The sequence below is a fragment of the Rhizobium sp. BR 362 genome (assembly GCF_036528765.1).
Classification (GTDB): Bacteria; Pseudomonadota; Alphaproteobacteria; order Rhizobiales; family Rhizobiaceae; genus Rhizobium.
This window is the reverse complement of record NZ_JARWGH010000055.1, coordinates 1-20501: the sequence shown is the minus strand read 5'-3', so window position 1 is coordinate 20501 and position 20501 is coordinate 1. Positions and strand designations below refer to the sequence as shown.

16 protein-coding genes, 1 tRNA gene and 1 pseudogene are annotated in these 20501 nt (G+C 58.8%); 1 reads left to right on the top strand and 17 read right to left on the bottom strand.

Translation table 11 applies throughout. The features are described from left to right. Positions 1-105: 105 nt before the first annotated feature. The 3 genes from fusA to rpsL all read right to left on the bottom strand — a co-directional run bounded on the left by fusA (position 106) and on the right by rpsL (position 3155). Positions 106-2205, bottom strand: coding sequence for an elongation factor G (fusA, locus tag QDY28_RS29495; protein WP_331384750.1), 2100 nt, complete (start codon positions 2203-2205; stop codon positions 106-108). A gap of 30 nt (positions 2206-2235) precedes the next feature. Continuing rightward, a complete protein-coding gene (rpsG, locus tag QDY28_RS29490; RefSeq protein ID WP_028755233.1) occupies positions 2236-2706 on the bottom strand; it encodes a 30S ribosomal protein S7 in 471 nt (156 codons plus the stop codon). Positions 2707-2783: 77 nt separating this feature from the next. Further along, positions 2784-3155 (bottom strand): 30S ribosomal protein S12, encoded by a 372-nt coding sequence (gene rpsL / locus QDY28_RS29485; protein WP_003507760.1) that lies wholly within the window; start codon positions 3153-3155, stop codon positions 2784-2786. A gap of 505 nt (positions 3156-3660) precedes the next feature. On the opposite strand from rpsL, the gene QDY28_RS29480 reads away from it, so the two are divergent. Continuing rightward, positions 3661-3954 (top strand): transcriptional regulator, encoded by a 294-nt coding sequence (locus QDY28_RS29480; protein WP_107107806.1) that lies wholly within the window; start codon positions 3661-3663, stop codon positions 3952-3954. Positions 3955-4062: 108 nt separating this feature from the next. Here QDY28_RS29480 and rpoC read toward each other — a convergent pair whose 3' ends face one another. The 14 genes and pseudogenes from rpoC to tuf form a co-directional block, all read right to left on the bottom strand. After that, complete coding sequence (gene rpoC / locus QDY28_RS29475; protein WP_331384749.1) at positions 4063-8274, bottom strand: DNA-directed RNA polymerase subunit beta'; 4212 nt, start codon at positions 8272-8274, stop codon at positions 4063-4065. A 190-nt stretch (positions 8275-8464) separates the two neighbouring features. After that, positions 8465-12607: a DNA-directed RNA polymerase subunit beta gene (gene rpoB / locus QDY28_RS29470; RefSeq protein WP_331384748.1), complete on the bottom strand. Its 4143-nt coding sequence runs from the start codon at positions 12605-12607 to the stop codon at positions 8465-8467. Between the two features lie 262 nt (positions 12608-12869). Next, positions 12870-13253, bottom strand: coding sequence for a 50S ribosomal protein L7/L12 (rplL, locus tag QDY28_RS29465; RefSeq protein WP_283057964.1), 384 nt, complete (start codon positions 13251-13253; stop codon positions 12870-12872). 58 nt (positions 13254-13311) lie between these two features. Next, positions 13312-13830 carry a 50S ribosomal protein L10 gene (gene rplJ / locus QDY28_RS29460; RefSeq protein ID WP_331384746.1) on the bottom strand — a complete coding sequence of 173 codons (519 nt, stop codon included), beginning with the start codon at positions 13828-13830 and terminating at the stop codon, positions 13312-13314. Between the two features lie 333 nt (positions 13831-14163). Beyond that, complete coding sequence (gene rplA, locus QDY28_RS29455; protein ID WP_028755227.1) at positions 14164-14862, bottom strand: 50S ribosomal protein L1; 699 nt, start codon at positions 14860-14862, stop codon at positions 14164-14166. Between the two features lie 4 nt (positions 14863-14866). Further along, the gene (gene rplK, locus QDY28_RS29450) at positions 14867-15298 is read right to left on the bottom strand and encodes a 50S ribosomal protein L11 (RefSeq protein ID WP_004123453.1); all 432 of its coding nucleotides are present in this window, start codon (positions 15296-15298) and stop codon (positions 14867-14869) included. A gap of 182 nt (positions 15299-15480) precedes the next feature. Beyond that, positions 15481-16011 carry a transcription termination/antitermination protein NusG gene (nusG, locus tag QDY28_RS29445; protein ID WP_028755226.1) on the bottom strand — a complete coding sequence of 177 codons (531 nt, stop codon included), beginning with the start codon at positions 16009-16011 and terminating at the stop codon, positions 15481-15483. Positions 16012-16029: 18 nt separating this feature from the next. Then, positions 16030-16230, bottom strand: coding sequence for a preprotein translocase subunit SecE (gene secE / locus QDY28_RS29440; protein WP_028755225.1), 201 nt, complete (start codon positions 16228-16230; stop codon positions 16030-16032). A gap of 196 nt (positions 16231-16426) precedes the next feature. Beyond that, positions 16427-16502, bottom strand: a tRNA-Trp gene (locus QDY28_RS29435). Positions 16503-16717: 215 nt separating this feature from the next. Next, positions 16718-17575: a 3-deoxy-manno-octulosonate cytidylyltransferase gene (locus QDY28_RS29430; RefSeq protein WP_331384751.1), complete on the bottom strand. Its 858-nt coding sequence runs from the start codon at positions 17573-17575 to the stop codon at positions 16718-16720. Between the two features lie 44 nt (positions 17576-17619). Then, positions 17620-18306 (bottom strand): glycosyltransferase, encoded by a 687-nt coding sequence (locus tag QDY28_RS29425; RefSeq protein WP_331384745.1) that lies wholly within the window; start codon positions 18304-18306, stop codon positions 17620-17622. Positions 18307-18640: 334 nt separating this feature from the next. After that, entirely contained in the window at positions 18641-19534 is an 894-nt protein-coding gene (locus QDY28_RS29420) for an NAD-dependent epimerase/dehydratase family protein (protein WP_331384744.1), read from the bottom strand. Between the two features lie 174 nt (positions 19535-19708). Continuing rightward, the gene (locus QDY28_RS29415; RefSeq protein ID WP_331384743.1) at positions 19709-20218 is read right to left on the bottom strand and encodes an AAA family ATPase; all 510 of its coding nucleotides are present in this window, start codon (positions 20216-20218) and stop codon (positions 19709-19711) included. 72 nt (positions 20219-20290) lie between these two features. Beyond that, positions 20291-20501 (bottom strand): annotated as a pseudogene (gene tuf, locus QDY28_RS29410) (elongation factor Tu); the annotation flags it as partial.

The window sequence follows — 20501 nt, the reverse complement described above, 5'->3', positions numbered from 1 at the left end:
ACGTGCGGCTTATTGCGCTCAAACTTACTCTTTGCCATTTTCGGCTCTCCGTTTTTCTTGTCCCCGAGGGGATCAATTCTTGTTATCGGTCAATTGGTATTCCGGTCACTTCTGACCGGAATACTTTGCCTGGATTTCCTGTGCGACGTTCGACGGGACCGGCGAATAATGATCGAAGGTCATGGTGTACTGCGCGCGGCCCTGAGACATGGAGCGCAGGTTGTCGACGTACTTGAACATGTTTGCCAGCGGGACATTCGCGTTGATGACAACGGCGATACCGCGGCTTTCCTGGCCCTGGATCTGGCCGCGACGCGAGTTCAGGTCGCCGATGACGTCGCCGACATAATCTTCCGGCGTCACGACTTCGACCTTCATCATCGGCTCGAGGAGCTGGGCGCCAGCTTCGCGCGCAGCTTCACGGAAGCAGGCACGCGCAGCGATTTCGAAGGCCAGAACCGACGAGTCGACGTCGTGGAAGGCACCGTCGATCAGCGTCGCCTTGACGCCGAGCATCGGGAAGCCAGCCAGCGGACCCGAAGACAGAACGCTTTCGATACCCTTCTGAACGCCCGGGATGTATTCCTTCGGAACAGCACCGCCGACGATCTTGGACTCGAACTTGAAATCGTCGCCTTCCGGGTTCGGTTCGAACACGATCTTGACGCGAGCGAACTGACCGGTACCACCCGACTGCTTCTTGTGAGTGTAATCCTTTTCGGTCTGACGCGTGATGGTTTCGCGGTAGGCAACCTGCGGCGCGCCGACGGTTGCTTCAACCTTGAATTCACGACGCATGCGGTCGACGATGATGTCGAGGTGAAGTTCACCCATGCCGGCGATGATCGTCTGGCCCGATTCCTGATCCGTCTTCACGCGGAAGGACGGATCTTCGGCAGCCAGGCGGTTGAGCGCGAGGCCCATCTTTTCCTGGTCGCCCTTGGTCTTCGGCTCGATCGCGATCTGGATGACCGGCTCGGGGAATTCCATGCGCTCGAGGATAACCGGCTTCAGCGGATCGCAGAGCGTATCGCCAGTGGTGGTTTCCTTGAGGCCGGCCAGAGCAACGATGTCGCCAGCGAAGGCTTCTTCGATGTCTTCACGCGAGTTGGAGTGCATCTGCAGCATGCGGCCGACGCGCTCGCGCTTGTCCTTGACCGTATTCATGACCGACGCGCCCTTTTCGAGCTTGCCGGAGTAGATACGGGCGAAGGTCAGCGAACCGACGAAGGGGTCGTTCATGATCTTGAACGCCAGCATGGAGAGCGGCTCGGCGTCGTCAGCATGACGATGGATTTCAGCTTCCGTCTTGACGTCGATACCCTTGATTGCCGGAATGTCGACCGGAGACGGCAGGTAATCGACAACGGCGTCGAGTAGCGGCTGAACGCCCTTGTTCTTGAAGGCGGTGCCGCAGAACATCGGATGGAACTTGACGTCGATCGTGCCGCGGCGAACGAGCGCGCGGATCTGGTCGTTGTCCGGCAGGTTGCCTTCCAGATAGGCTTCGGTCGCAGCTTCGTCGATCTCGACGACGGTCTCGATCAGCTTTTCGCGATATTCTTCAGCCTTGGCCTTCATGTCTTCCGGGATCTCGACGACGTCCCACTGGGCGCCGAGCGACTCGTCGCGCCAAATGAGGGCGTTCATCTCGATCAGATCGATAACGCCCTTGAAATCGCTTTCAGCGCCGATCGGGAGCTGCATAACGACGGCGGTGGCGCCGAGGCGGCTCTTGATCATCTCGACCGAACGATAGAAGTCGGCGCCGGTCTTGTCCATCTTGTTGCAGAAGATCATGCGCGGAACATGATACTTCTCAGCCTGACGCCAGACGGTTTCCGTCTGCGGCTCAACACCAGCGTTGGCATCGAGCAGCGCGATGGCGCCGTCGAGAACGCGCAGCGAACGTTCGACTTCGATGGTGAAGTCGACGTGGCCGGGGGTGTCGATGATGTTGAAGCGGCGCATCTTGCCGTCACGGCCCTTCCAGAAGGTCGTGGTGGCAGCAGACGTGATCGTGATGCCACGCTCCTGCTCCTGCTCCATCCAGTCCATCGTGGCTGCGCCATCGTGGACTTCGCCGATCTTGTGCGACTTACCGGTGTAATAAAGAATACGCTCGGTCGTCGTGGTCTTGCCGGCGTCGATGTGCGCCATGATACCGAAATTGCGGTAGTCTTCGATTTTATATTCGCGAGCCATAGTGGACTGCCTTTCGGAAACCGTTCGGGATTACCAGCGATAATGCGAGAACGCACGGTTGGCATCAGCCATCTTGTGCGTGTCTTCGCGCTTCTTGACGGCAGAGCCGCGGTTGTTGGAGGCATCAAGAAGTTCGCCGCAGAGACGGTCGACCATGGTGGTTTCGTTGCGCTTGCGGGCAGCAGCGATCAGCCAGCGAATGGCAAGAGCCTGACGACGCTCGGGACGAACGTCGACCGGAACCTGATACGTAGCACCACCAACGCGGCGCGAACGAACTTCAACGTGCGGGGCGATGTTATCCAAAGCCTGATGGAACACGCCGAGCGGCTCCTGCTTTGCCTTGCCCTGCACGGCGTCGAATGCGCCGTAAACGATGTTTTCAGCTACGGACTTCTTGCCGTCCAGCATGATGGCATTCATGAACTTCGTGACGACCAGATCACCGAACTTCGGGTCCGGATTGATCTCGCGCTTTTCTGCTCTGTGACGTCGGGACATACTTCTCGTCTCTCAACTGTTAGCGACGCTTTATCACGCGGAGAACCTCGCGCAGCGCCGGATTATCTGAAACCGAATTACTTCGGACGCTTTGCACCGTACTTGGAACGGCGCTGCTTGCGGTTCTTGACACCCTGGGTATCGAGAACGCCGCGGATGATGTGGTAGCGAACACCCGGAAGGTCCTTGACGCGGCCGCCACGGATCATGACGACAGAGTGTTCCTGAAGGTTGTGGCCTTCACCCGGGATGTAGCCAATGACTTCGAAGCCGTTGGTCAGGCGGATCTTTGCGACCTTACGCAGAGCCGAGTTCGGCTTCTTCGGCGTCGTCGTGTAGACGCGGGTGCAAACACCACGCTTCTGCGGGTTCTCCTGAAGAGCGGGAACCTTATTACGCTTTACCTGCGCCTGGCGAGGCTTGCGGATTAGCTGGTTTACGGTAGGCATTCAACCATCCCTTGTAAATCTGTCTCGACACCCTTGCGGGCTTAACTCTCGCCGTCTCCGGCACGACACACGTTCGCCTCAATGCGCAAAACGTGGCCCGATCCGCTTTCGCAGATGGACCACAAAAAAGCAGAGGACGCAGTAAATTGCGTCTTGCGTGCAGCATTCGTGTCTTCAACGTGCGTTTAGAACCTTGTTTGAGGTGAACTCCAGAGCGCGTCGCTCCGGACAGCCATGCCTCACATGGGTCCTGATGGCGGGGGTACTACTGGTTTCCCGCCGGTTCGTCAAGGCCGGTTAAGAATTATCTTTGTCACAAACCCCGAAAAGGCCGGCCAAACCAGCCGTTTGACGCCTCGGATGAGGAAATGGCGTCGCTCGGGCAAGTTGGACTTGGGTATTTCGTTAAAATCCCTATAAGGAATCACAGAAAGACAATTTCACCGGTCGGCAAGGGCAGTTCAGGGAATCGCTCGGTCGAATCGATATCACCGAAGGAAGACTTATGATCACCGAGCCAGACAACGACAACAATTTCGACGGCCCCATGGTCTTCATCATCATCGGCAAGGGATATGAAACCGACGGCGGCGAAGGCGTCGACCTGCACGTCATGCTGAAGGCGCCGGATGACGACACGGCCGTTCGCGAAGCGCTGAATGCCCTTGCGGAAGAGGGCTTCATCGAAGCCGATCTCGATCAGATCGGCATGCTGACCGACGTGCCGGACGAAGAACCGCATGCCTCTGCCTATCAGGGCGCGCTGGAAGGCGAAGTGGCGATCATCCGGTTTCGTTAGGCGGGGATCGTGCAGGACCACCCTCGCCTGCTCTTCACAATATAGATGCAAAAAAGAAACCGCCCGGATCGTTCCGGGCGGTTTTGATTTTGCTCACTCTCCAGCCGCTTATTCAGCGGCCGGGGCGTTTTCGTTGGCCATATCCTGCAGCATCGGCGTGGCGACGGCGGCTCCCGTGCCCTTGCGGCGCTCTTCCAGGATCAGCTCGTCGCGAGCCGTCGCGATGCGGCGGATCTGCGTCATGGTGCCACCGGTACCGGCCGGGATGAGACGGCCGACGATGACGTTTTCCTTCAGGCCCTGCAGACCGTCGGTCTTGCCGGCGATTGCAGCTTCCGTCAGCACCTTCGTCGTTTCCTGGAAGGACGCGGCGGAGATGAAGGACGGGGTCTGCAGCGACGCCTTGGTGATGCCGAGCAGAACCGGATCGCCGTAAGCCGGCTTCTTGCCTTCCTCGATCAGGCGGTCGTTGACGTCTTCCAGTTCGATACGGTCGACATTGTCGCCGACGATGTACTGGCTGTCGCCCGCATCGGTGATTTCGACCTTCTGCAGCATCTGACGGACAATCACTTCGATGTGCTTGTCGTTGATGACAACGCCCTGAAGGCGGTAGACTTCCTGGATTTCGTTGACGAGGTAGGAAGCCAGAGCCTCCACGCCCTTGATCGCCAGGATGTCGTGCGGAGCCGGGTTACCGTCGAGGATGTAGTCACCCTTTTCGATATAGTCGCCTTCCTGAAGATGGAAGGGCTTGCCCTTCGGGATCAGGTATTCGACCGGCTCGACACCGTCTTCCGCCGGCTCGATGATGACGCGGCGCTTGTTCTTGTAGTCGCGGCCGAGGCGGATCGTACCATCGATCTCTGCGATAATGGCATGGTCTTTGGGACGACGGGCTTCGAACAGTTCGGCAACGCGCGGCAGACCACCGGTGATGTCCTTGGTCTTGGCGCTTTCCAGCGGCGAACGCGCAAGAACGTCACCCTGCGACACCTTCTGGCCCGGCTCGACGGACAGGATCGCGTCGACCGAGAGCAGGAAGCGGGCTTCACCGCCACGCGACAGCTTGGCGACATTGCCACTGGCGTCCTTGACGACGATCGCCGGCTTCAGATCCGAACCGCGCGGCGTCGAACGCCAGTCGATGACCTGGCGCTTGGTGATGCCGGTGGATTCGTCGGTCGCTTCGAGAACCGAGAGGCCGTCGACGACATCTTCGAAGTGCACCGTACCGGCGACTTCCGTCATCATCGGACGGGTATACGGATCCCATTCTGCGAGACGCTGGCCGCGCTTCACCTTGTCGCCGTCATCGACATAGAGCTTGGAGCCGTAGGCAACGCGCTGCGAAGAGCGTTCGACGCCACGTTCGTCCAAGATCTGCACCGTCATGTTGCGGCCCATGGCAACGAGGCTGCCTTCGGAGTTGCGCAGCATGTTGCGGTTCTTGATCTGCACCGTGCCCTCATACGAGGCTTCCAGGAACGACTGGTCGACCACGGTCGCCGTGCCGCCCAAGTGGAAGGTACGCATGGTGAGCTGCGTGCCCGGCTCACCGATCGACTGAGCGGCGATGACGCCGACAGCTTCGCCGATGTTGACCGGCGTACCGCGAGCAAGGTCGCGGCCGTAGCAGACCGAGCAGACACCCGTCTGGATTTCGCAGGTCAGCGCCGAACGGATGCGGATCGACTGGATACCAGCCTTTTCGATCTCGATGACATCGGGCTCGAGGATCATCTTGCCGGCATCGACGATGCGCTCACCCGTGACCGGATGGTCGATATCGTCCAGCGCCGTACGGCCGAGAATGCGGGCGCCGAGCGAGGCGACGACCTGACCGGCATCGACGATGGCAGTCATGGTAAGGCCGCTTTCGGTGCCGCAATCGATGTGCGTCACGATGCAATCCTGCGCGACGTCGACGAGACGGCGGGTCAGGTAACCGGAGTTCGCGGTCTTCAAGGCGGTGTCTGCCAGACCCTTACGGGCGCCGTGCGTCGAGTTGAAGTACTCGTTCACGGTCAGGCCTTCCTTGAAGTTCGAGATGATCGGCGTCTCGATGATTTCGCCCGACGGCTTGGCCATGAGGCCGCGCATGCCGCCCAACTGACGCATCTGGTTCGGAGAACCGCGGGCGCCCGAATGGCTCATCATGTAGATCGAGTTCATCGGCTTCTGACGACCCGTCTTCTCGTCGAATTCGACGGCCTTGATGCGGGCCATCATTTCTTCGGCGACCTTTTCCGTGGCCTTGCCCCAGGCGTCGACAACCTTGTTGTACTTTTCGCCCTGGGTGATCAGACCGTCATTGTACTGCTGCTCGTATTCCTTCACGAGCGCTTCGGTATCGCCGACGATCTTCGCCTTGGTGTTCGGGATGACCATGTCGTCCTTGCCGAACGAGATGCCGGCGCGGCAGGCATGGGCGAAGCCGAGCTGCATGATGCGGTCGCAGAAAATGACCGTGTCTTTCTGGCCGCAGTGACGGTAGACCGTGTCGATCATCTTGGAAATGTTCTTCTTGGTCATTTCCTGGTTGCAGATGTCGAAGGTCACCTTGCCATGCTTCGGCAGCAGTTCGCCGATCAGCAGGCGGCCGGGGGTCGTTTCATAGATCTTCGAATAGGGCTTGCCGTCTTCGTCGACCGACTTGAAGCGGCCGCGGATCTTCGAGTGCAGCGTTACGACCTTGTTTTCGAGGGCGTGATGCAGCTCGCCGAGATCGGAGAAAGCCATGCCTTCGCCCGGCTCGTTCTGGTTCAGGATCGAGAGGTAATAGAGACCGAGAACCATGTCCTGCGACGGAACGATGATCGGCGCGCCGTTTGCCGGATGCAGAATGTTGTTGGTCGACATCATCAGCACGCGGGCTTCGAGCTGGGCTTCGAGCGACAGCGGCACGTGAACGGCCATCTGGTCACCGTCGAAGTCGGCGTTGAAGGCCGTGCAGACGAGCGGGTGCAACTGGATGGCCTTGCCTTCGACCAGCATGGGTTCGAAGGCCTGGATGCCCAGGCGGTGCAGCGTCGGCGCGCGGTTCAGGAGAACCGGATGCTCGCGGATGACCTCGTCGAGGATATCCCAAACTTCCGGCTTTTCCTTTTCCACCAGCTTCTTGGCCTGCTTGACGGTCGAGGAATAACCCTTGGCGTCGAGGCGAGCGTAGATGAACGGCTTGAACAGCTCGAGCGCCATCTTCTTCGGCAGGCCGCACTGGTGCAGCTTCAGCTCCGGACCGGTCACGATGACCGAACGGCCGGAATAGTCGACGCGCTTGCCGAGGAGGTTCTGGCGGAAGCGGCCCTGCTTGCCCTTGAGCATATCGGACAGCGACTTCAGCGGACGCTTGTTGGCGCCGGTGATGACGCGGCCGCGACGGCCGTTGTCGAACAGCGCATCAACAGATTCCTGCAGCATGCGCTTTTCGTTGCGGATGATGATGCCCGGTGCGCGCAGCTCGATGAGGCGCTTCAGACGGTTGTTACGGTTGATGACGCGGCGATAAAGATCGTTCAGATCCGAGGTCGCGAAACGGCCGCCGTCGAGCGGCACCAGCGGACGCAGGTCCGGCGGGATGACCGGGACGACCTTCATGATCATCCATTCCGGACGGTTGCCGGATTCCATGAAGTTCTCGACGATCTTCAGGCGCTTCATCAGCTTCTTCTGCTTGAGATCCGACGTGGTGTCGGCAAGCTCGGAGCGCAGGTCGCCGGCGATCTTCTCGAGGTTCATGCTGGCCAGCATCTCGTAGATCGCTTCAGCGCCGATCATGGCGGTGAACTGGTCTTCGCCATATTCGTCGACGGCGAGCATGTACTCTTCTTCCGTCAGGAGCTGATGCTCCTTGAGCGCGGTCAGGCCCGGCTCAGTGACGATATAGTTTTCGAAGTAGAGGACGCGCTCGACATCCTTCAGCGTCATGTCGAGCAGCGTGGAAATGCGGCTCGGCAGCGACTTCAGGAACCAGATGTGGGCAACGGGAGCGGCGAGCTCGATGTGGCCCATGCGCTCACGGCGAACGCGCGACAGCGTAACTTCGACGCCGCACTTTTCGCAGATGATGCCCTTGTACTTCATGCGCTTGTACTTGCCGCACAGGCACTCGTAATCCTTGATCGGCCCGAAGATTCGCGCGCAGAAGAGACCATCGCGTTCCGGCTTGAACGTACGATAGTTGATCGTCTCCGGCTTCTTGATCTCACCATAAGACCAGGAAAGAATCTTCTCCGGCGATGCGATCGAAATCCGGATGGAATCGAAATTCTGTGCAGGCACCTGCGGATTGAAAAGATTCATGACCTCTTGGTTCATGCCTGTCTCCTTTAGGGGCGAAACGCCCTCGAATTGCGATCAGTGCCGGCAAATTCCCGGGAACCGGACTGACGCTTTAAAACGACAATAACCGCAGAATGCGGCGAAATCGTCCCTGCCTAGCGCCACGCGAATTCGGGCACCGGCGGGAACGGTGCGCGCTGACGGACAGCGCGCACCCTATCGGCCATTACTCGGCTGCGTCCGGAAGCTGGCCGGCTGCCTGCAGATCGTCGACCTTGGAGTTTTCCAGTTCGACGCTGAGGCCCAGCGACCGCATTTCCTTGACGAGAACGTTGAAGCTCTCCGGAATACCCGCTTCGAAGGTGTCGTCGCCACGGACGATCGCTTCGTAGACCTTGGTGCGGCCGGCCACGTCGTCCGACTTGACCGTGAGCATTTCCTGCAACGTGTAGGCTGCGCCGTAAGCTTCGAGCGCCCAGACTTCCATTTCGCCGAAGCGCTGACCGCCGAACTGCGCCTTACCGCCCAGCGGCTGCTGGGTGACGAGCGAGTACGGGCCGATCGAGCGGGCGTGGATCTTGTCGTCGACCAAGTGGTTCAGCTTCAGCATGTAAATGTAGCCAACCGTGACCTGGCGGTCGAACTGCTCACCGGTACGACCATCATAGAGCGTCGACTGACCGGTCTGCTTCAGACCTGCCATTGCGAGCATCTCGTTGACGTCAACTTCGCCGGCGCCGTCGAAGACCGGGGTCGCGATGGACACGCCACGCTTCCACTGATCAGCCAGACGCAGGACCGACGCGTCGTCATACTCGTGAACGTCGTCGCTCTTCGGACCGTCGCCGACGACCATATCGATCGTCTGGCGCAGAGGCTCGATGTTGCCGCTTGCCTTATAGGCCTCGATCAGTTCGCCGATCTGACGACCCATGCCGGCGCAAGCCCAGCCGAGATGCGTCTCAAGGATCTGACCGACGTTCATGCGCGACGGCACGCCGAGCGGATTCAGCACGATGTCGACATGCGTACCGTCTTCGAGGAACGGCATGTCTTCGACCGGCACGATGCGCGATACGACGCCCTTGTTGCCATGACGGCCGGCCATCTTGTCACCCGGCTGGATCTTGCGCTTCACAGCGACGAAGACCTTGACCATCTTCATGACGCCCGGAGGCATTTCGTCGCCGCGCTGGACCTTCTCGACCTTGTCCATGAAGCGCTGTTCGAGGCGCGACTTGGATTCGTCGTACTGGCCGCGCAGAGCTTCGAGCTCGCCCTGGACCTTTTCGTCCTCGACGGCGAACATCCACCACTGCGAGCGCGGATATTCGGAGACGACGGCGTTGGACAGTTCCGTGCCCTTCTTGAAGCTCTTCGGACCGGCAAGCGCGACCTGGCCACGGAGCATCTCGATCAGGCGGCCGTAGACGTTACGGTCGAGGATCGCCTGTTCGTCGTCACGGTCCTTGGCGAGACGTTCGATCTCCTCGCGCTCGATCGCCATGGCGCGTTCGTCCTTCTCGACGCCGTGGCGGTTGAAGACGCGAACTTCGACGACCGTACCGTACGTGCCGGGCGGCATGCGCATGGAGGTGTCGCGAACGTCGGACGCCTTTTCACCGAAGATGGCGCGCAGGAGCTTTTCTTCCGGCGTCATCGGGCTTTCGCCCTTCGGCGTGATCTTGCCGACGAGGATATCGCCCGGCTGAACTTCAGCGCCGATGTAAACGATGCCGGCTTCGTCCAGGTTCTTCAGGGCTTCTTCCGAAACGTTCGGAATATCGCGGGTGATTTCTTCCGGACCGAGCTTGGTGTCGCGCGCCATCACTTCGAATTCTTCGATGTGAATGGAGGTGAACACGTCGTCGGCAACGATGCGCTCGGAGAGCAGGATCGAGTCTTCGTAGTTGTAGCCGTTCCACGGCATGAACGCGACGAGCACGTTGCGGCCGAGCGCCAGATCGCCGAGATCGGTCGACGGACCGTCGGCCAGGATGTCACCCTTGTTGACCACGTCACCGACGGTGACCAGCGGCCGCTGGTTGACGCAGGTGTTCTGGTTCGAACGCTGGAACTTCATCAGGCGATAGATATCGACGCCGGACTTCGACGGATCGAGGTCTTCAGTGGCGCGGATAACGATACGCGTTGCGTCGACCTGGTCGACCACGCCGCCGCGGCGGGCGCCGATGGCAGCACCGGAGTCACGGGCGACGACCGGCTCCATGCCGGTGCCGACGAATGGCGCTTCGGCCCGCAGAAGCGGCACGGCCTGACGCTGCATGTTCGAGCCCATGAGAGCGCGGTTGGCGTCGTCGTTTTCCAGGAACGGGATCAGAGCGGCAGCGACCGAAACAAGCTGCTTCGGCGAGACGTCCATCAGGTTGATGTTGTCGCGCGGAGCGAGCATGACTTCGCCGGCATGACGGCAAACGACGAATTCCTCGATGAAGGAGCCGTCGGTGTCGAGCTCGGCGTTGGCCTGCGCAACGTAGTACTTCGCCTCTTCCATGGCGGAGAGGTAGAGCACATCGTTGGTCACCTTACCGTCGATGATGCGGCGATAAGGGCTTTCGATGAAGCCGTACTTGTTGACGCGGGCAAAGGTCGCCAGCGAGTTGATGAGACCGATATTCGGGCCTTCCGGCGTTTCGATCGGGCAAATACGACCATAGTGGGTCGGATGCACGTCGCGGACTTCGAAGCCGGCGCGTTCGCGGGTCAGACCGCCCGGGCCAAGAGCCGAAAGACGGCGCTTGTGGGTGATTTCCGAGAGCGGGTTCACCTGGTCCATGAACTGCGAGAGCTGCGAGGAGCCGAAGAATTCGCGAACGGCGGCAGCAGCCGGCTTCGCGTTGATCAGATCCTGTGGCATGACCGTGTCGATTTCGATCGAGGACATGCGTTCCTTGATCGCGCGCTCCATGCGCAGCAGGCCGAGACGGTACTGGTTCTCCATCAGTTCGCCGACCGAGCGGACGCGGCGGTTGCCGAGGTTGTCGATGTCGTCGATTTCGCCCTTGCCGTCGCGCAGTTCGACCAGCATCTTGACCACGGCCAGGATGTCGTCCTTGCGCAGAATGCGGACGGTGTCTTCAACGTCGAGATCGAGACGCATGTTCATCTTCACGCGACCGACGGCGGAGAGATCGTAACGCTCCGCATCGAAGAACAGCGAGTTGAACATGGCTTCTGCCGATTCCATGGTCGGCGGTTCACCCGGACGCATGACGCGGTAGATGTCGAACAGAGCGTCCTGACGGTTTTCGTTCTTGTCCGCAGACAGCGTGTTGCGGATGTAGGCGCCGACGTTGATATGGTCGATGCCGAGAACCGGAATTTCGTCGAAACCGGCCTTGAGGATGATCGGCAGGGTCTTCTCGTCGATTTCGTCACCCGCTTCGAGATAGATCTCACCGGTCTGGAAGTTGACGATATCTTCCGCCAGGAACAGCCCGTAGAGCTCTTCGTCGGTGGCCTTCAAGGCCTTGAGGCCCTTTTCCTGCAACTGACGCAGCAGGCGCGGGGTCAGCTTCTTGCCGCCTTCGACAACGACTTCGCCGGTATCGGCGTCGATCATGTCGGTAACGGTCTTGGCGCCCTTCAGCGTTTCCGCCTTGAAGGGAATGCGCCAGCCCTCGCCGGAGCGCTCATAGAGCGACTTCGTGTAGAAGGTCGACAGGATTTCTTCGCCGTCCATGCCGAGTGCCATCAGCAGCGACGTCACCGGAATCTTGCGGCGGCGGTCGATACGGGCGTAGACGATGTCCTTGGCGTCGAATTCGATGTCGAGCCAGGAACCACGATACGGGATGACGCGGGCAGCGAAGAGCAGCTTGCCGGAAGAGTGGCTCTTGCCCTTGTCGTGATCGAAGAAAACGCCCGGCGAACGGTGCATCTGGGACACGATAACGCGTTCGGTGCCGTTCACGATGAAGGTACCGTTGTTGGTCATGAGCGGCATGTCGCCCATGTAAACGCTCTGTTCCTTGATGTCCTTGATGGACTTCGCGCCGGTATCCTCATCGATATCGAACACGATCAGACGGAGAGTGACCTTCAGCGGCGCGGCATAGGTCAGGTCGCGCTGGCGGCATTCGTCGACGTCGAACTTCGGCGGTTCGAATTCATAGGATACGAACTCCAGCATGGAGGCGCCGGAGAAATCGGTGATCGGGAAAACCGACTTGAATACGGCCTGGAGACCCTCGTCAGGGCGGCCGCCCTTGGGCTCTTCGACCATGAGGAACTGATCGTAGGACGCCTTCTGAACCTCGATGAGGTTCGGCATCTCTGCGACTTCGGGAATCTTACCAAAAAACTTGCGTACGCGCCTGCGACCGTTGAACGAAAGGGTCTGAGCCATCGTCGCTCCTTTAAAATCCTGCACCCGGGCCTGCAACGGATGGGAACCGCTGGCCAGGCGATCCCATCAATCAATGAGTAGTTCAATCTCGTCTAACTGACCGAAACCGCTCGGCACGGATTGCGTCGCGGTTCGGTCTGAGACCATCCTCTTGAAGAACCCATTACCCAAAAGCCGTTTTGCCCGCGGCTTTTGGGTAATTTGTTCGGAAAAACGGCAAATGGGAGGCGGCAAAATGCCACCTCCCAAAGCAGTTTCAAGCTTACTTGACGTCGGCCTTTGCGCCAGCGTCTTCGAGCTTCTTCTTGATGTCAGCGGCTTCAGCCTTGGAAACGCCTTCCTTGACAGCCTTCGGAGCGGCTTCAACGAGGTCCTTGGCTTCCTTGAGGCCGAGACCGGTGATGGCGCGGACTTCCTTGATGACGTTGATCTTGTTCGCGCCGGCATCAGCGAGGATGACGTCGAACTCGGTCTTTTCTTCTTCAGCCGGAGCAGCAGCGCCGCCAGCAGCACCGCCAACGGCAGCAACAGCTACCGGAGCAGCAGCGGAAACGCCCCACTTTTCTTCGAGGAGCTTGGACAGTTCTGCAGCTTCGAGAACGGTCAGCGAGGAGAGGTCTTCAACGATCTTTGCGAGATCAGCCATTTTTGTAGTTCCTTTTGTTCGGTTCGAACTGGTTGATTATGAACAGCGAAAAACCGCCTTAAGCGGCTTCGTCCTTCTTGGCGTAGGCCGAGAACACACGAGCAAGCTGGCTTGCCGGTGCTGCAACCACACCTGCGATGCGGGTAGCCGGGGTCTGGATCATGCCCAGCAGCTTTGCACGCAGCTCGTCCAGCGAAGGCAGGGTCGCGAGCGACTTGACGCCTTCCGGGTTGAGCGTGGTTGTTCCCATGGCGCCGCCCAGAACAACGATCTTATCGTTGGCCTTGGCGAAATCCACGACGACCTTCGGAGCGGTAATCGGATCGGTGCTGTATGCGATCAGCGTCTGACCCGTGAAGAGATTGGAAATCCCTTCCGCATCCGTGCCCTGAAGAGCAATTTTGGCCAGGCGGTTCTTCGCGACTTTGACGGTGCCGCCAGCAGCGCGCATCTTGGAACGAAAATCGTTCATCTGAGCGACTGTAGCACCAGCATAGTGGGCCACGACAACCGAGCCCGAAGCCTTGAAGACTTCGTTCAGTTCCGTGACGAATTCGCGTTTTTCCGCTCTTTCCACTGCTTTTCTCCAGTTGACAGGACCGCGATAAACGGACCTGCCGGGTTGCCTTTTGCCTCCCGGGATCAGCTAAGAGATCCCAAGCGACGCTTGAGGATCCTGTCCCCTCGCGCTCGAGCCCTAAGGCTCCAAGGCACAAGGCATCCAAGGCTCGAACCGAGTTTATCGAAGCAGAACTTCTTCAAAATTCGGGTCTTACCCGTCTCATGCAGGCAAAGTGATTAAGGTCTCAACCACCTGCAATCTCGGACAGGAATTCCGGATTTCTCCGGATCTCCCGGCCCCGAAGGGCCAGGAATTCTTAAATGCCGGGCACACTGCCCGGCAGAACCCTTAGGCGCTCGGCGCCGTAACGGTCGACGGCTCGATCTTGACGCCCGGGCCCATGGTCGAAGAGATAGCTACGCGCTTGACGTAGTTGCCCTTGGCACCAGCCGGCTTCGCCTTGATGACAGCATCGGCGAAAGCGCGGATGTTTTCTTCCAGAGCCTTGGCATCGAACGAGGCCTTGCCGATACCGGCATGGACGATACCAGCCTTCTCGACGCGGAACTCGACCGCGCCGCCCTTGGAGGCTTCAACAGCACCCTTGACGTCCATCGTAACGGTACCGACCTTCGGGTTCGGCATCATGCCGCGCGGGCCGAGAACCTTACCGAGACGGCCGACGAGCGGCATCATGTCCGGCGTCGCGATGCAACGATCGAAGTCGATCTTGCCGCCCTGAACGATTTCGACCAGGTCTTCGGCGCCGACGATGTCAGCACCGGCAGCCTTGGCTTCGTCGGCCTTGGCGCCACGAGCGAAGACGGCAACGCGAACCGTACGGCCAGTGCCGTTCGGCAGGTTGACGACGCCGCGGACCATCTGGTCGGCGTGACGCGGGTCGACGCCGAGGTTCATGGCGATTTCGACCGTTTCGTCGAACTTGGCGACAGCCCGTTCCTTGACCATGCCGATAGCCTGGGTCAGAGCATAGAGCTTGGTGGGATCAACGCCTTCGCGGATCTTCTGAATACGCTTTGCAACCATGGTCTTAACCTACCACTTCCAGGCCCATGGCGCGGGCAGAGCCCTCGATCATGGCCATTGCGCCTTCGATATCGGCGGCATTCAGATCCTTCATCTTGGCTTCGGCAATCGACTTGACCTGAGCCTTGGTGAGCGTGCCAGCCTTGGCACCCTTGCCCGGGGTTTTCGAGCCGGACTGGATCTTCGCTTCCTTCTTCAGGAAGTAGCTGACCGGCGGCTGCTTCATGACGAAGGTGAAGGACTTGTCCTGGTAGTAGGTGATGACGACCGGGATCGGCATACCCTTTTCCATTTCCTGCGTGGCGGCATTGAACGCCTTGCAGAATTCCATGATGTTAATGCCACGCTGACCAAGCGCAGGACCGATCGGCGGCGACGGATTCGCCGAGCCGGCCTTAACCTGCAGCTTGAGCTGGCCTGCAACTTTCTTAGCCATTTCTCTCTGCCTTTCTACATGACCGGTTGCCCGGCCTACTATGCCGGATCGCTCCGGCGGCTGCGGTTGCGTGGTGCGGATCAAAAGGTCCGGCTAAGACCCCTGCCCTTCCACGCGGATTGCGGCTTTGCCGCGAGACGTAAGTAAATACTTACTTACTTACATCCAAACTCAAACGAAGATCAGACCTTCTCGACCTGACTGTATTCCAGCTCGACCGGCGTAGCGCGACCGAAGATCGACACTTCCACCTTCAGGCGCGAACGCTCTTCGTCCACGTCCTGAACCGTGCCGTTGAACGAGGCAAACGGACCATCGGAAACGCGGACCTGCTCGCCGATCTCGAAGGATACCGAAGCCTTCGGCCGCTCGACGCCTTCCTGGACCTGACCGAGAATGCGCTCGGCTTCATAATCCGGAATCGGAACGGGCTTATTGTCGGAGCCGAGAAAGCCAGTGACCTTCGGCGTATTCTTGATCAGGTGGTAAGCTTCGTCCGTCAGATTGGCGCGCACCAGCACATAACCCGGGAAGAACTTGCGCTCGCTATCGACCTTGCGGCCGCGGCGCACTTCAACCACCTTTTCGGTCGGCACAAGGATTTTCTCGAACAGGTGATCGAGACCCTTCTGCTTGGCCTTTTCCTCGATGGATTCAGCCACCTTCTTTTCAAAATTAGAATAAGCGTGGACGATGTACCAACGTGCCGCCATGTTCATCTCCACCCGATATCAATTGCCGGTATTCAGCACGTAGCCGAGAATCCAGCCGATGAGCTGGTCAGCAGCAAAGAAAAACAACGAGGCGAAAATGACCATGACGAGCACCATCACCGTCGAGATCATCGTCTCGCGGCGGGACGGCCAAGTGATTTTCGACGTCTCGGAGCGGACCTGCTGCAGAAACGCAAGTGGATTCGTTTTGGATGCCATTGACTGCCCACGCAATTACGGCGCGTAAAGCTGAACATATCAGCCCCACGCACCGCGTGTCTGTTGAACCCTACATAAACATCGATTCCCAATTTAACAAGAGGGAATTCGGTGCTTCCGAAAATTTGCCGCCCATCCGGCATAATCCCCGACCCAAGAAGCAGCGAAACAAACGCGCCAGTCAAATCAAGGAAAATGGCAGGGGCAGCAGGGCTCGAACCTACGACCTGCGGTTTTGGAGACCGCCGCTCTACCAACTGAGCTATACCCCTTTATGTTCCGATCACTTGCACCGAGCAGTTGCCCGCCAGCGCCTTTCGAAAACATGGCGCTCCTTTAAGACGGGACGAAACGATTGGCAAGTGCGTTTTTCGTTTTTTCCCAAGAGTGTCCGCAGCTTCGATCAATGCGGACGATTTGCAACACTGTCGACCGCGGGAATTGTGGGCTTCGAGCGCCTCCCTCCGACGCGTGGTGCTGGCAATTCTCAGCCTTCCTTCGGCTCTCCCGGCGTTCCCTTCGGCTTCCGCTTCAGGAATTTCGGCCTGAGATGACGCAGGAAATTGTCTGTGGAGCGAATCACATTGGTCAGCGAGATCAGCTTGTCGACTTCAGCGTCGGTATTGCCGAGCCGCTCCGTCAGCACCTCCGATGCGGCCAAGGCAATTTCGGCCGGCGGAACCTCGCAGAAGCGTTCGGCAAGCCGGATGTAGGGATTGAGCGACACGCCACCATGAATGGTGATCTTTCCCAAGCGGGCGAAGAGCCGCAGGAAGGTCTGCTCGAAGGTCCAGTCATGGACCGACACCACCCTCCATTTTTCGCTCCGTTTCGCCGAGAAGCCGGCAAGCACGATGGCGCCCGGCAATTTCAGGTCGCTCAGCCAGAGCGCCATGGCAAAGCCGCTCGTCGGTGTCTTGCCTTCCGTGTAGAAATCGCTGCAGAAGCCGACGAGATCGAGATGGCCGGTCGGCGCACCCTGAAAATCGGCGGCCGGATTCAGTTTTTCCTCAAGCCCGAGGCGGATGTTCATGATCCCGAGGAAATATTCCTTTGGGAAAAATTTGACGACATCGCCCACCTCGCCCCGATAGACGATGTTGGCGCCGCGCGGCTGGCCGCGCGAAATCAACAGCGAATGCCCCTGGAACGGACGGTCCAGGACCTTGTAGACCTTATTAAAGAAAACGAAGAGCGCACTGGACGGAAACTGTGCCTGAAGGCTGCCGATATCGACGGCATCGCTGTTTGCGACAAGAACGATATGGGAGAAGGCCGCCAGCACGGACCACCATTCATCGGCGGTCGTCAAGCCTGCGGCAGCCCCTGCCTTCGGGAAGCCGATTTCGTTGTTTCCTGCTTCGAAGCCCACGCCCTGATCCAGCCCGGTTACTTCTGCTGGACGTGCAGCATGCGATCACGCATGGCGAACCATTCTTCGGCATAGTCGTCGTTGCGGTACTCGTCAAAATACGGTCCGCCGTCGGTGAAATGCACCAGTTGCGCATCCGGCCGGTAGTCATATTCGTTGACGAGGTAATTCCAGGTCACGGGGACCTCACCGATCTGATCGTCGCTCTCCAGCCATTTGAACTGATGAAGCTGCAGGCCCGTGGCGGTGTTGACGTAATCCTTTGTCAATGCCCGGCATTTGGCATTGTTGAAGAGGATCATGCTCGACCAGTTCTTCTTTTCATATTTGGTCTGAGTCTGGCCGAGGAACTTCGTCTCGATTTTCGGCTGATAGTCGTGCTTGACGCACATTGCGGCATAGCGATCGTCGCGTAGCTTCCAAAGCTCGGCGATATCGGCGCGGGCGAGCATGTCGCAATCCATGAAGATGCTCCAGCCCTCGTAATCGCTGAGGTAGGGAACCAGGAAGCGGGAGAACGAAAACTCGGTCGACTGCAGCGGGTTGCGCTCGCGCGTGAAGATGCCGTCGAGATTGCTGAGAACGATCGGCGAAAACACCACGGGGATCGAAGAGCGCTCGATTATGCTTTGCGTGAGGACGTGGTAGGCGACGACCTCCTTGGAATCAAAGCCGACAAAAATACGTGCAACACCGTCGTTCATAGTCCCTCCGAAGCGGCTGATCACCAAAGGGATCAACCGGTTATTAGCTTTCAAATCGCCGCGCAAATCGCGCCGCCAACATTTTGCAGGCCGTAAGCCACACGATGTTCGTTCAAGACGCGAGTGCCGACTGCATCTTGGAAAGCGGGTGCAATTTCCACGATACGCCTCGCGAACGCAAACCTACTTACTTAAACCCGGATATTTGTCGAGTGTTTGCGGAAGCATTTTTGGTTTTCTTCCGTAACAAATGGAGAGGCAATCTGGCCTTGGCGAGGCTTCGGCCGGGCTCCCCGAATGAGGCCCGGCTGTCACATCATTCGGCAGTGCAGCCTCAAACCTTCACGTAGCGGCGCCAATTATGCTCTTCCTTGAAACCCAGGACCTCACGGATCTTGCGGTTGGAGAGCAGGCCTTCATACTCGCCGATCTCGCGGGTAAAAGGCACGTTCGGGAAGTATTTGGCGGCAAGCTCCCGGGACGGGGTGTTCGCCGATACGGTGTCGTTGGCGGCGTTGAACACCTGGAAGCCGAGGCCGCTTTTTTCGATGCAGAGATGGACGATCTGGCCGAGATCGCGCGCATCGATATAGCTCCAGGCTATGCGCTTGCGGATGTCGGTATCGGCGAAATATTCCGGGAAACGCTCGTATTCGTGCGGCTCGATGACATTGCCGATGCGGAGCGCATAGATGTCTATGCCGAAACGTTCGGCGAAGGCGCGCGCCGTCTTCTCGTTCAAGACCTTCGACAGGCCGTAGGAATCCATCGGATTGACGTCATAGTCCTCTTCCAGCGGGAACTGGTGGAAATCGCGATGGCCTTCGGCAAAGCAGACGCCATAGGTCGTTTCGCTGGACGCGACGATGATCTTCTTGACGCCGAGCTTTGCCGCCGCTTCGATGACATTGTAGGTGCTCATCGTATTGATGCGGAAGGTTTCGTTGTCAGGCTTGATCAAAATGCGCGGTATGGCGGCGAAATGCACAACGGCATCGAAAGGCTGCACACCCTGGCCCTGATCGAGATCGGGGAAATCCCGATGCATGGTAAGGACGTTGTAGACTTGTCCCGCATCGGTGACATCAGCGACCAGATTGGTGACACCTGGGCTGTTCAGTGGCACGAGATCGACATTGTGGACCTCGTAACCAGCATTGACCAACCATGGAACGGTGTGACGCCCGGCCTTGCCGCTGCCGCCGGTGAACAAAATGCGCTTCTTCATGAAATCTCCTCCGGGTAAAATCGAGCGATAGATAGACCCTTTCCGACATTTCGCAAGGCATCGGGCACGGACGCATTGCCTCAGTCGGCGATAAGCGATGCAGGAACGGAAGCCGAACTGGGGCAGTCCCAGACATCCCAGTCGGAGACTTCGATCAATTTTGCTTGCGGCCTCCTACTTGTGCAGATGCTCCAGCACATGCGCAACACATTGATCGAGTGAGAGCTGGCTGGTGTCAAAGATCTCGCAGCCGTGCTGAACCGCCTCCCCGCGCAGATAGGCAGCCCAGTTCATCATGTCCTTGTTCGCAAGCTCTGGCTGACCTCTTCCGACCGCAAGCCGCTCCGTTCTCGTAGAATTGTCGCAATCAACCAGGAGCAGCTTGTAGTCGGCGATATCGGCAGCCGCGGCCGCTTCGGCGATGAAGGAGATTCGCATCTGCCCTTCGAACAGGACCGGCTTTCCACTCTGCGCAACCTTTGCCAGGTTCGCCATCCATTCGATGGTCTTGTCGCGCTGCCAGGCTTCCGGCGAGCCGTGATCCCTCATCATCACATCCACCGGCGGCACGCCGATATTATCGAACCGATAGACCGCAAAATCATGCGTATACCTTTCGGCAATCGCATCGGCAATTGCCGTCTTTCCGGAGCCGGATGCGCCTGTCAGAACGATCAATCCCACTGGTCTCCTCCAAAATGCGAAAAGCCCCGCTGTTTCCAGCGGGGCCTTCGTAACCAACGAATAATCCGGGGATTACTCGACGATGGAAGCGACGATGCCGGCGCCGACGGTGCGGCCGCCTTCGCGGATTGCGAAGCGCAGCTTTTCTTCCATCGCGATCGGAACGATCAGCTCGACGTCAACCGTGATGTTGTCGCCTGGCATAACCATTTCCGTGCCTTCCGGAAGCGTCACGATGCCCGTCACGTCCGTCGTGCGGAAGTAGAACTGCGGACGGTAGTTC